General features: G+C 55.4%; 8 protein-coding genes. 5 read left to right on the forward strand and 3 right to left on the reverse strand.

Annotation, left to right across the window (positions count from 1 at the left end):
• The 3 genes from cydC to trxB all read right to left on the reverse strand — a co-directional run.
• The coding region (gene cydC, locus ACH0WD_RS16495; RefSeq protein ID WP_395202022.1) for a cysteine/glutathione ABC transporter ATP-binding protein/permease CydC at positions 1 to 1523 on the reverse strand (1523 nt) is incomplete at its 3' end.
• Positions 1524 to 3290: a cysteine/glutathione ABC transporter permease/ATP-binding protein CydD gene (gene cydD, locus ACH0WD_RS16500; RefSeq protein WP_001044535.1), complete on the reverse strand. Its 1767-nt coding sequence runs from the start codon at positions 3288 to 3290 to the stop codon at positions 1524 to 1526.
• A gap of 113 nt (positions 3291 to 3403) precedes the next feature.
• Positions 3404 to 4372: a thioredoxin-disulfide reductase gene (gene trxB / locus ACH0WD_RS16505; protein ID WP_000537407.1), complete on the reverse strand. Its 969-nt coding sequence runs from the start codon at positions 4370 to 4372 to the stop codon at positions 3404 to 3406.
• 546 nt (positions 4373 to 4918) lie between these two features.
• Between trxB and lrp the strand changes: the two genes are divergently transcribed.
• The 5 genes from lrp (at position 4919) to serS (ending at position 13288) form a co-directional block, all read left to right on the forward strand.
• Positions 4919 to 5413, forward strand: a complete 495-nt coding sequence (gene lrp, locus ACH0WD_RS16510) for a leucine-responsive transcriptional regulator Lrp (RefSeq protein ID WP_000228469.1) — start codon at positions 4919 to 4921, stop codon at positions 5411 to 5413.
• Between the two features lie 134 nt (positions 5414 to 5547).
• On the forward strand, positions 5548 to 9630 hold the full coding sequence (gene ftsK / locus ACH0WD_RS16515; protein WP_001747984.1) for a DNA translocase FtsK: 4083 nt from the start codon (positions 5548 to 5550) through the stop codon (positions 9628 to 9630).
• A 142-nt stretch (positions 9631 to 9772) separates the two neighbouring features.
• On the forward strand, positions 9773 to 10384 hold the full coding sequence (lolA, locus tag ACH0WD_RS16520; RefSeq protein ID WP_001519746.1) for an outer membrane lipoprotein chaperone LolA: 612 nt from the start codon (positions 9773 to 9775) through the stop codon (positions 10382 to 10384).
• A 9-nt stretch (positions 10385 to 10393) separates the two neighbouring features.
• On the forward strand, positions 10394 to 11737 hold the full coding sequence (gene rarA / locus ACH0WD_RS16525; RefSeq protein ID WP_000067784.1) for a replication-associated recombination protein RarA: 1344 nt from the start codon (positions 10394 to 10396) through the stop codon (positions 11735 to 11737).
• A gap of 258 nt (positions 11738 to 11995) precedes the next feature.
• Positions 11996 to 13288, forward strand: coding sequence for a serine--tRNA ligase (gene serS / locus ACH0WD_RS16530; protein WP_000886697.1), 1293 nt, complete (start codon positions 11996 to 11998; stop codon positions 13286 to 13288).
• Positions 13289 to 13383: the final 95 nt, after the last annotated feature.

The raw sequence follows: 13383 nt of genomic DNA on the forward strand, positions 1-13383 counted from the left end.
GTCGCATCCAGCCCCTCAGTGGGCTCATCCAACAGCATTAACGGAGCATCATGCAACAGCGCGCGGGCGATGGCCAGACGACGAAGTTCGCCGCCGGATAGCAGGCGACCGCCTTCGCCGAGCCAGCTATTAAGCCCACTATCTTCGAGCAGATTTTCGAGGCCGACGCGACGCAGCATGTCGGAAAGGGCTTCGTCGCTGGCATTGGGCGCCGCCAGTAATAAATTATCACGCAGCGTGGCGCTGAACAGGTGGACACGCTGCGGCACCACGCTGATAGTCCGGCGTAAGGCGGATTCGCTCAGCGAGGATAGCGGAAGATCGTTGAGCAGAATTTCGCCTTGTTGCGGGTCCCAGGCGCGGGTGAGTAGCTGCAACAGCGTTGATTTTCCGCAGCCGGTACGCCCCAGAATAGCGACATGCTCGCCAGGATTAGCCTGTAATGAGAGGGCATTGAGCGCATTAATCGGCTGGTCGGGATAACGAAACGAAACGTCCCGCAGGGTGAGTGTGACCTTTTCCGGCGCGGGAGTTTCTGCCTGTGGAAAGGTCACCTCCGGTTTTTGCTCCGTTAATTCAGTGATACGAAGCGCAGAGGCGATAACCTGCCCCAGATGCTGGAATGCGCCGGTAACGGGCGCAAGCGCCTCGAAAGCCGCCAGCGCGCAGAAGACAAACAGCGCGATGAGCGCGCCGGGCTGCGTATTGCCGCCAACGCCGCCGGAGGCCATCCACAACATTAACATCACCGCCAGCGCGCCAATCAGCAGCATTAACGCCTGCGATAAGGCGGTCAGTTCAGACTGTCGGCGTTGGGCCTCATGCCATTGTAATTCGGTGGCTTCCATTTGCGCCCGATAGCGTTTGCTGGCGCCAAAAATGGTGAGTTCCGCCTGGCCCTGTAACCATGACGTGAGCTGCTGGCGATACTGACCTCGTAGATGTGTCAGATTTTGGCCGGTATTTTTGCCGGCGCGATAAAACACCGGCGGCATAATAAACAGCGTCAACAGCATAATGCCGCCCAGCGTGATCGCCAGCGTCACGTCGAGAACGCTAAGCCCCAGGGTGACAATCATAATCACTACAAAAGCGCCGACCAGCGGGGAGATGACGCGCAAATAGAGATGGTCCAGCGTGTCGACGTCGGCAACGATGCGGTTCAGCAGTTCACCTTGCTGATATCGCGCCAGACCCGCGGGGGAGAGCGGTAAAAGTTTGCTGAAGGTATAAATACGCAGATGTTGCAGCACGCGGAACGTGGCGTCATGACTTACCAGACGTTCAAAATAACGACCGGCGGTACGGGTAATGGCCGCGCCGCGCACGCCGGCCGCCGGGAGCATATAGTTAAAACTGTAAATTCCCGCGAAGCCTGCGATAGCGGACGCGGACAGGAACCAGCCGGAAAGCGTCAGCAGCCCGATACTGGCAAGCAGGGTCAGGATTGCCAGCGCAATTCCCAGCGTTAGCATCCATTTATGGCGTTTATAAAGCGTCAGATAAGGGAGTAGCGCGCGCATTTAAATATCCTCCTGACGATGAGCCAATAACGTCGCAAAAGCGCCGTTGGCGGCGCTGAGTTCGGCATAACTGCCTTGTTCGACAATCGCGCCATCTTGCATAACCCAGATAGCGTCCCAGTCGGCGAGATCTTCCAACTGATGCGTCACCATTAATGTGGTCTGGCGTTTTGACGCCGCTTTTAACGCCTGCATGACGCGTTGCTCGCTGTGAGCGTCCAGGCTTGCCGCCGGTTCATCCAGCAGTAGCAGTTGACAGGGATTAAGTAGCGCACGGGCGACCGCTACACGCTGTGCCTGGCCGACGGAAAGTCTGCTGGCATGATTGCCGAGCGGGGTGTCTACTCCTTGCGGCAGCAGCGGTAAAAACTCGCTTACCCATGCGGCGTCAAGCGCGGCATAAAGTTCCTGCTCGCTGGCCTCCGGGCGCGCCAGTAATACATTTTCGCGTAGCGTCGCCGCAGGTAATTGCGGGTTTTGCCCAACCCAGGAGAGATGCTGGCGCCAGGATTCCGGCGAGAGATCGCGAAGCTCGACACCGTTAATACGCAAAGATCCCTGATAGGAGAGAAAACCGGATAATACATTCAACAGAGTGCTTTTACCGGAACCGCTGCGTCCTACCAGGACGGCGCGTTCTCCTGCCGCTAATGAGAAATTCAGCGGCCCGGCAAGCGTTTTGCCTTCTGGCGAGGTGATAATAAGATTGACTGCGTCAATGGTTACAGGCTCGTTTTCCGCCAGCTCAACTTCGCCGCGCGCCGGGTGGGCGAGGGGCGTTTCCAGAAACGTCTTCAGACTATCCGCCGCGCCAATCGCCTGCGCCTTAGCATGATAAAACGTGCCGAGGTCGCGTAATGGCTGGAAAAACTCCGGCGCGAGGATCAAGGCGAGGAACCCGGCGGCGAGCGTCACACCGGTACCGTAATGACCAAAGTTCAGCTCGCCCAGGTAAGAGAAGCCAAAATAAACGGCGACCAGCGCAATAGAAAGCGAGGTGAAAAATTCCAGCACGCCGGAAGATAAAAATGCGAGGCGCAGTACTTCCATCGTGCGCTGACGAAAATCCTGCGATGCTGCGCGAATGCTCTCGGTTTCCGCTTCTCCACGACCGAAAATTCGCAGCGTTTCCATCCCGCGCAGACGGTCAAGAAAATGGCCGCTTAGCCGGGCAAGCGCCAGGAAATTGCGGCGGTTGGCGTCAGCCGCGCCCATTCCCACCATCGCCATAAATAGGGGAATGAGCGGGGCAGTGCCCAGCAGAATCAGCGCCGCCGCCCAATTTGACGGGAAAATCGCCGCCACGATTAAGAGCGGTACGCAAACGGCAAGCGCCATTTGCGGCAGATAGCGCGCATAATAGTCATGCATATCGTCAATCTGCTCCAACACCAGCGTCGCCCAGCTACCGGCGGGCTTGCCCTGAATCCAGGCTGGGCCGGCTTGCTGCAGACGATCCAACACCTGACGGCGGATCTCAAAGCGAATATGTTGTCCGGCATGAAAACCGACGCGCTCGCGCAACCACACCACCCAGGCGCGGAGGACAAAGACCAGTATCAGCAGGATAAAAGGGAGCAACAGCGCTTCCCGTGGAATGTTCTCCATGATCATATGTTGCAGGATACGCGCCATGATCCAGGCCTGAGCGACAATTAATACGCCACTCATGAACCCCAACAGGCGGGAAATATTCAACCACCGTTGGGAGATTACGCTTTGCTGTTTTAACCAGCGGGTCAGCTCTTTTTGACGGGTTTTATTCATTGCACGCTTAGCAGGTGAGTTATTGGAATTTCAGGCAGGGCAATGTTACAACGACGCAAAAATAAAGGCGACTTATAGTCGCCTTTTTTACTTTTGTTACTGATTTGTAAAAACTATTTACTCGCGTCGGCCAGACCATCGAGATAGCGTTCAGCATCCAGCGCCGCCATACAGCCCGTACCTGCAGAGGTGATCGCCTGACGGTAAATATGATCCATAACGTCACCCGCCGCGAATACGCCAGGGATGCTGGTTTGTGTGGCGTTGCCATGGGTACCGGACTGAACTTTGATATAACCATTTTCCAGCTCAAGCTGGCCTTCGAAGAGCGCCGTGTTTGGGCTATGACCGATGGCTACGAAAAGTCCGGCGATGTCCAGCGTCTCGATATTATCGCTCTGCTGCGTGTCGCGAAGACGCAGACCGGTGACGCCCATCTGATCGCCGGTCACTTCTTCCAGCGTCCGGTTGGTGTGCAGAATGATATTGCCATTTTCGACTTTATCCATCAGGCGCTTAATGAGGATTTTTTCAGCGCGGAAACCGTCACGGCGATGGATAAGGTGCACTTCCGAAGCGATGTTGGACAGATAAAGCGCTTCTTCAACCGCGGTGTTGCCGCCGCCGATCACCGCCACTTTCTGATTGCGGTAGAAGAAACCGTCGCAGGTTGCGCAGGCGGAAACGCCGCGCCCTTTAAAGGCTTCTTCCGATGGCAGCCCCAGATAGCGCGCGGAAGCGCCGGTCGCAATGATCAACGCATCACAAGTGTACTCTGCGCTGTCACCTGTCAGACGGAACGGACGATTTTGCAGATCCACGTTGTTGATGTGATCAAAAATTATCTCGGTTTCAAATTTTGCCGCATGTTCATGCATGCGTTCCATTAGCAGCGGGCCGGTCAAATCGTTTGGATCGCCGGGCCAGTTTTCCACTTCCGTCGTGGTAGTCAGTTGACCGCCTTTTTCCATACCGGTAATAAGTACCGGCTGTAAATTTGCGCGCGCGGCATACACCGCCGCGGTATATCCCGCCGGTCCTGAGCCCAGAATAAGCAGCTTACTGTGTTTGGTCGTGCCCATGAGATCCCCATAGTTGTTGGCAGACAATGAGCAGAATTGTAGGGAATTTACAGACGTAAAAAAAGAGCATAACGATTTTGTTAACAATATGTGTAATAGCATGAACCGATGAACGACCGCGACAGCGACGTTATCATCACAAACTTTAATTAAAATCGGTAACTTATAAGGTGACGAAATGACAGTTTACCGCCCTCTCTAATGAATAACTGGCATGTTGTACTAAAAATCGATGTTTTGCTTTGACAATCACCTGCTGTTTTGCGAAAACATTCGAGGAAGAAAAAAACTGTGTTATGTATGTGCTGCATAATCATGCATGTAAATACCATGTTTACCGGGCTAGTGAAATCTACGCATGGCGTGGACAGACGCCATTCGTGATGTCGATAGCTGCCGTGAGGCAACGGTCTTCTCACCATAGACCAGGCATTGCGCGCCGTTAATCCCTCTGGGTTTCGGTCTATTGTGATGGGCAGCGACTCTGAACAGTGATGTGAGTAGAGTCAGGCAGGAGTAGGGAAGGAATACAGAGAGACAATAATAATGGTAGATAGCAAGAAGCGCCCTGGCAAAGATCTCGACCGTATCGATCGTAACATTCTTAATGAACTGCAAAAGGATGGGCGTATTTCCAACGTCGAGCTTTCTAAACGAGTAGGGCTTTCGCCGACACCTTGCCTTGAGCGTGTGCGTCGGCTGGAGCGACAGGGGTTTATCCAGGGCTATACGGCGCTGTTGAACCCGCATTATCTGGATGCGTCACTTCTGGTATTCGTTGAGATTACCTTAAATCGCGGCGCGCCGGATGTGTTTGAACAGTTTAATGCCGCCGTGCAAAAGCTTGAAGAGATTCAGGAGTGTCATTTGGTTTCCGGCGATTTCGACTACCTGTTGAAAACCCGTGTACCGGATATGTCAGCGTATCGAAAACTATTGGGAGAGACGTTGCTGCGCTTGCCAGGTGTGAACGACACCCGAACTTACGTAGTGATGGAAGAGGTAAAACAGAGTAATCGTCTGGTTATTAAGACACGCTAACACGGAACAGGTGCAAAATCGCCGTAGTTTGATTACACTCCTGTTAATCCATACAGCAACAGTGCCGGGGCAACCCGGTGCTGTTGTCCGTTTTAGCATCGGGCGGGAAAAGCCTGGAACCTGGAGAGCCTTTTTTGAGCCAGGAATATACTGAAGACAAAGACGTCACATTGACGAAGTTAAGCAGCGGGCGCCGACTTCTGGAAGCGTTGTTGATACTTATTGCCCTTTTTGCCGTCTGGTTGATGGCGGCCTTGTTGAGCTTTAACCCTTCGGACCCCAGTTGGTCGCAAACCGCCTGGCATGAACCCATCCATAATTTAGGCGGCGCGCCGGGCGCGTGGCTGGCCGATACACTGTTCTTTATTTTTGGCGTAATGGCCTACACTATCCCTGTCATTATTGTCGGCGGGTGTTGGTTTGCGTGGCGTCATCAGTCTACGGATGATTACATCGACTATTTTGCTGTGTCGCTACGCCTTATCGGCGTGCTGGCGCTGATTCTCACTTCCTGCGGTCTGGCGGCCATTAATGCCGACGATATCTGGTATTTCGCCTCCGGCGGCGTAATTGGCAGCCTGTTAAGCACCACGCTGCAGCCGTTGTTGCATAGTAGCGGCGGAACGATAATGCTTCTCTGTATTTGGGCTGCCGGGCTGACGCTCTTTACCGGCTGGTCCTGGGTCAGTATCGCCGAAAAATTAGGCGGCTGGCTGCTTAATATACTGACCTTCGCCAGCAACCGTACCCGGCGTGATGATACGTGGGTTGACGACGAAGAGTATGATGACGAATACGATGAAGAAACCGACGGCGTGCAGCGTGAATCTCGCCGGGCGCGTATTTTGCGCGGCGCGTTGGCGCGTCGTAAGCGACTGGCTGAAAAATTCAGCAATCCACGGGGCCGTCAGACCGATGCCGCGCTCTTTTCCGGCAAACGGATGGATGATGACGAGGACATTCAGTATAGCGCGCGCGGCGTCGCTGCCGATCCCGACGACGTTCTGTTTTCGGGCAACCGTGCGACGCAGCCGGAATATGATGAATATGATCCGCTGTTAAACGGCCATTCTGTCACTGAACCGGTCGCCGCCGCTGCGGCTGCAACTGCCGTCACCCAGACGTGGGCAGCGTCCGCCGATCCCATAATGCAAACGCCGCCCATGCCGGGGGCTGAGCCGGTTGTCGCGCAACCGACCGTGGAGTGGCAGCCCGTACCGGGGCCGCAAACCGGCGAACCGGTTATCGCGCCTGCGCCGGAGGGGTATCAGCCGCATCCGCAATATGCTCAACCGCAGGAGGCGCAAAGTGCGCCGTGGCAGCAACCTGTGCCTGTCGCTTCCGCGCCGCAATACGCCGCGACGCCAGCGACCGCAGCAGAATATGACTCTCTTGCGCCGCAGGAAACACAGCCGCAATGGCAGGCGCCGGATGCCGAACAACACTGGCAGCCGGAGCCGACCCATCAGCCGACGCCGGTTTATCAGCCGGAGCCGATAGCGGCTGAACCTTCTCACATGCCGCCGCCGGTTATCGAACAGCCGGTTACCACCGAGCCTGAACCTGACACAGAAGAGACCAGACCCGCCCGTCCTCCGCTTTACTATTTTGAAGAGGTGGAAGAGAAACGCGCCCGTGAGCGCGAACAACTGGCGGCATGGTATCAACCGATTCCGGAGCCGGTAAAAGATAACGTGCCGGTCAAACCTACGGTATCTGTCGCGCCATCTATACCGCCAGTGGAAGCGGTAGCCGCCGCCGCGTCGCTTGACGCAGGTATTAAGAGTGGCACCCTGGCAGCAGGCGCCGCGGCCGCTGCGCCTGCCTTTAGTCTGGCTACCGGCGGCGCGCCGCGTCCGCAGGTGAAAGAGGGAATTGGTCCGCAACTGCCGCGTCCGAACCGCGTTCGCGTGCCGACCCGACGGGAACTGGCGTCGTACGGTATTAAGCTGCCGTCACAGAGGATTGCTGAAGAAAAAGCCCGCGAGGCGGAGCGCAATCAGTACGAGACGGGCGCGCAGCTAACCGATGAAGAAATAGATGCAATGCATCAGGACGAGTTAGCCCGTCAGTTTGCGCAGTCGCAGCAGCATCGTTATGGTGAGACGTATCAGCATGATACGCAACAGGCAGAAGATGACGATACCGCTGCGGAAGCTGAATTAGCCCGCCAGTTTGCCGCTTCGCAACAGCAGCGCTATTCCGGCGAGCAACCCGCTGGCGCGCAGCCGTTCTCACTGGACGATCTGGATTTCTCGCCAATGAAAGTATTGGTTGATGAAGGTCCGCACGAACCGCTGTTCACGCCGGGTGTCATGCCCGAGTCAACGCCTGTTCAGCAACCGGTAGCGCCGCAGCCTCAGCCACAGTACCAGCAGCCGCAGCAGCCGGTAGCGCCGCAGCCACAGTATCAGCAGCCGCAACAGCCGGTAGCGCCGCAGCCGCAGTATCAGCAGCCGCAGCAACCGACAGCGCCACAGCCGCAGTATCAGCAGCCGCAACAGCCGGTAGCGCCGCAGCCGCAGTATCAGCAGCCGCAACAGCCGGTAGCACCGCAGCCGCAGTATCAGCAGCCGCAGCAGCCGGTAGCACCGCAGCCGCAGTATCAGCAGCCGCAACAGCCGGTAGCGCCGCAACCGCAGTATCAGCAGCCGCAACAGCCGACAGCGCCGCAAGACAGCCTGATCCACCCGCTGTTGATGCGTAACGGCGACAGTCGTCCATTACAGCGTCCGACGACGCCGCTGCCTTCGTTAGATCTTCTGACGCCGCCGCCGAGCGAAGTTGAACCGGTAGATACCTTTGCGCTGGAACAAATGGCGCGTCTGGTTGAAGCGCGTCTGGCGGATTTCCGCATTAAAGCTGATGTGGTGAACTATTCGCCAGGCCCGGTCATTACTCGTTTTGAACTGAATCTGGCCCCGGGCGTTAAAGCAGCGCGTATCTCCAACCTTTCCCGGGATCTGGCGCGCTCATTGTCAACGGTAGCCGTACGCGTTGTGGAAGTCATTCCAGGCAAACCTTACGTAGGGTTGGAATTGCCGAACAAGAAACGGCAAACCGTTTATCTGCGCGAAGTGTTGGATAACGCCAAATTCCGCGAGAATCCGTCGCCGCTTACCGTGGTGTTAGGTAAGGATATCGCGGGCGATCCGGTAGTGGCGGATCTGGCGAAAATGCCTCACCTGCTGGTGGCCGGTACGACCGGTTCCGGTAAGTCGGTCGGGGTTAACGCCATGATCCTCAGTATGCTGTATAAAGCGCAGCCGGAAGACGTTCGCTTTATCATGATCGACCCGAAAATGTTAGAACTCTCGGTCTATGAAGGTATACCGCATCTGCTGACGGAAGTTGTTACCGACATGAAAGACGCGGCTAACGCGTTACGCTGGAGCGTCAATGAGATGGAGCGTCGCTATAAGCTGATGTCCGCGCTCGGCGTGCGTAATCTGGCTGGGTATAACGAGAAAATCGCCGAAGCGGCCCGCATGGGGCGTCCGATTCCGGACCCGTACTGGAAGCCGGGCGACAGTATGGATGTTCAGCATCCGGTTCTGGAAAAACTGCCGTATATCGTGGTACTGGTTGATGAATTTGCCGACCTGATGATGACCGTCGGTAAAAAAGTTGAAGAGCTGATCGCGCGTCTGGCGCAGAAAGCGCGCGCTGCGGGGATTCACCTGGTACTGGCGACGCAGCGTCCGTCGGTCGATGTGATTACTGGTTTAATTAAAGCCAACATTCCAACCCGTATCGCTTTTACCGTATCCAGCAAGATCGACTCCCGCACCATTCTTGATCAGGGTGGCGCTGAGTCGCTATTGGGAATGGGGGACATGCTCTATTCCGGACCAAACTCCACCATGCCGGTACGTGTCCATGGGGCGTTTGTGCGTGACCAGGAAGTCCATGCGGTGGTGCAGGACTGGAAAGCGCGCGGTCGTCCGCAATATGTGGATGGCATTACCTCCGACAGCGAAAGCGAAGGTGGCGGTGGCGGTTTTGACGGCGGCGAAGAATTAGATGCGCTATTTGATCAGGCCGTTAATTTCGTCACCCAGAAGCGTAAAGCGTCCATTTCCGGCGTTCAGCGTCAGTTCCGCATCGGCTATAACCGTGCGGCGCGTATTATCGAACAGATGGAAGCGCAGGGTATTGTCAGCGCTCAGGGGCATAACGGTAATCGTGAAGTGCTGGCTCCGCCGCCTTTTGAGTAAACCTGTAAGCCGGATGGCGCTGTGCAGGCTGCCATCCGGCAACAAAATTCAGTATTTTCTTCTTTCCTCATGCTGATTTTTGGCCTGGAATAGAAAGCAAAAGGAGCTCCTGGTCGGGAGTGTCGAAACCTGAGGAATAATGATGAAAAAAATGGCAATCGCCTGTGCATTACTTTCAAGCGTTGTAGCCAGCAGCGTATGGGCTGACGCCGCCAGCTCTCTGAAAAGCCGTCTGGATAAAGTGAGCAGCTTTCATGCCACCTTTACTCAAAAAGTCACCGATGGCAGCGGTGCTGCGGTGCAGGAGGGACAGGGTGATTTATGGGTTAAGCGGCCAAATCTATTCAACTGGCATATGACGCAACCTGACGAGAGTATTCTGGTTTCTGACGGCAAAACGTTATGGTTCTATAACCCGTTTGTAGAACAGGCTACCGCCACGTGGTTGAAAGATGCCACCGGAAATACACCGTTTATGCTGATTGCCCGCAACCAGGCCAGCGACTGGCAGCAGTATAATATTAAGCAGGATGGCGATAATTTTGTGCTGACGCCGAAAGCCAGCAACGGCAATCTGAAACAGTTCACCATCAATGTGGGACGCGACGGGACTATCCACCAGTTTAGCGCCGTAGAACAAGACGATCAGCGTAGCGCCTATCAGCTAAAATCCCAGCAAAACGGCGCTGTTGATCCGTCAAAATTTACGTTTACTCCGCCGCAAGGGGTAACGATAGACGACCAACGTAAGTAGAGGCGATGAGTGAGCAATCTGTCGCTCGATTTTTCTGATAATACGTTTCAACCGCTGGCCGCGCGAATGCGGCCGGAAAATTTAGCGCAGTATATCGGCCAGCAGCATTTGCTGGCCGCAGGTAAACCGTTGCCTCGCGCTATTGAGGCCGGGCACCTGCACTCCATGATTTTATGGGGGCCGCCAGGGACGGGGAAAACCACGCTCGCTGAAGTGATCGCCCGCTACGCCAGCGCCGATGTCGAGCGTATTTCCGCCGTCACTTCTGGGGTAAAAGAGATTCGCGAAGCTATCGAGCGCGCCCGCCAGAATCGTAATGCCGGTCGCCGTACCATCCTGTTTGTCGATGAAGTGCATCGCTTTAACAAAAGCCAGCAGGACGCCTTTTTACCGCATATCGAAGATGGCACTATCACCTTTATCGGCGCGACCACGGAAAATCCCTCTTTTGAGCTGAACTCGGCGCTATTGTCGCGAGCGCGGGTCTATCTGCTGAAATCGTTGACCACTGACGATATTGAGCAAGTACTGGACCAGGCGATGCAGGACAAAACGCGTGGTTACGGCGATCAGGATATCGTGTTACCGGATGAGACACGGCGAGCGATTGCTGAGCTGGTCAATGGCGACGCGCGGCGCGCCTTAAATACGCTGGAAATGATGGCTGATATGGCGGAGGCGGATGACAGCGGCAAACGCGTTTTATTGCCCGCCTTGTTGGCCGAGATCGCCGGCGAGCGCAGCGCGCGTTTTGATAACAAAGGCGATCGCTTCTACGATCTTATTTCCGCCTTACATAAATCAGTGCGCGGCAGCGCGCCGGATGCCGCCCTCTATTGGTATGCCCGTATCATTACCGCGGGAGGCGATCCGCTGTACGTGGCGCGTCGCTGCCTGGCGATTGCCTCGGAAGATGTGGGTAATGCCGATCCGCGCGCGATGCAGGTCGCCATTGCCGCATGGGATTGTTTCACCCGCGTTGGCCCGGCTGAAGGCGAAAGGGCGATCGCGCAGGCTATCGTTTATCTCGCCTGCGCGCCGAAGAGCAACGCCGTCTATACCGCCTTTAAGGCTGCGTTGGCCGACGCGCGCGAGCGTCCTGATTATGACGTTCCTGTCCATCTGCGTAATGCGCCAACCAAACTGATGAAAGAGATGGGGTATGGTCAGGAGTACCGCTATGCCCACGATGAGCCCAATGCCTATGCTGCGGGTGAAGTGTACTTCCCGCCGGAAATCGCGCAAACGCGCTATTATCATCCGACAAATCGTGGTCTGGAAGGCAAGATTGGCGAAAAGCTCGCCTGGCTGGCTGAACAGGATCAAAATAGCCCCACAAAACGCTACCGCTAGTGTAAACGTTGCGGTAAGGTTATCTCTAAATATGATGCTCCAGGTATCATGGCGTTGATGATGAACCTCGTTATGCCTGATAGCACGTTGCTTATGAGGTCCGCGGGTATAGCGCAATGGATGCGTTGTTGCTGTCGTCGGTCAGGTAAGGCGAAAACGTCGCTATTACGTAAACGGGGTTTACGTTCATCAATACAATCAGAGGCGATCATCAATTGATCGCGTTTCCTTTTATTATTCGATAAGCACAGGATAAGCATGCTCGATCCCAATCTGCTGCGTAATGAGCCAGACGCAGTCGCTGAAAAACTGGCACGCCGGGGCTTTAAGCTGGATGTAGATAAGCTGCGCGCTCTTGAAGAGCGTCGTAAAGTTTTGCAGGTCAACACGGAAAACCTGCAGGCGGAGCGTAATTCTCGATCGAAATCCATCGGCCAGGCGAAAGCGCGCGGGGAAGATATCGAGCCTTTACGCCTGGAAGTGAATAAACTGGGCGAAGAGCTGGATGCGGCGAAAGCCGAGCTGGATACCTTGCTGGCGGAGATCCGCGATATCGCGCTGACCATCCCAAACCTGCCTGCGGATGAAGTGCCGGTAGGTAAAGATGAAAACGACAACGTTGAAGTCAGCCGCTGGGGTACCCCGCGTGAGTTTGATTTTGAAATCCGCGATCACGTCACCTTAGGGGAAATGCACTCCGGCCTCGACTTTGCCGCCGCGGTTAAGCTGACCGGCTCCCGTTTTGTGGTGATGAAAGGACAGATTGCGCGTATGCATCGCGCATTGTCGCAGTTCATGTTGGATCTGCATACGGAACAGCACGGCTATAGCGAAAACTACGTGCCGTATCTGGTTAACCACGACACGCTGTATGGCACCGGTCAACTGCCGAAATTCGCAGGCGACTTGTTCCATACCCGTCCGCTGGAAGAAGAAGCAGACAGCAGCAACTATGCTTTGATCCCGACGGCGGAGGTTCCGCTGACCAATCTGGTACGCGATGAAATCATCGACGAAGATCAGCTGCCGATTAAAATGACGGCGCATACGCCTTGTTTCCGTTCTGAAGCAGGTTCTTATGGTCGTGATACCCGTGGCCTGATTCGTATGCATCAGTTTGACAAAGTGGAAATGGTGCAGATCGTTCGCCCGGAAGATTCTATGGCTGCGTTGGAAGAGATGACCGGCCACGCGGAAAAAGTGCTCCAGCTACTGGGACTGCCGTACCGTAAAATCATTCTGTGCACTGGCGATATGGGCTTCGGCGCCTGCAAAACCTATGACCTCGAAGTCTGGGTTCCGGCGCAGAATACCTACCGCGAGATCTCTTCCTGCTCTAACGTCTGGGACTTCCAGGCGCGTCGTATGCAGGCACGCTGTCGCAGCAAGTCCGACAAAAAGACCCGTCTGGTCCATACCCTGAATGGTTCTGGTCTGGCGGTAGGTCGTACCCTGGTGGCCGTGATGGAAAACTATCAGCAGGCTGATGGCCGCATTGAAGTGCCGGAAGTATTACGTCCGTACATGAACGGACTGGAATATATCGGCTAATCCTCGCTTTCTCCTCTTCTAAAAAGCGCCTTCGGGCGCTTTTTTTATGCCAGTTTGATACCGGACAATAATCCCTACCCTATTAGGGGTAATAC

The sequence above is a fragment of the Salmonella sp. 2020_1395 genome (assembly GCF_043848115.1).
Lineage (GTDB): Bacteria > Pseudomonadota > Gammaproteobacteria > Enterobacterales > Enterobacteriaceae > Salmonella > Salmonella enterica.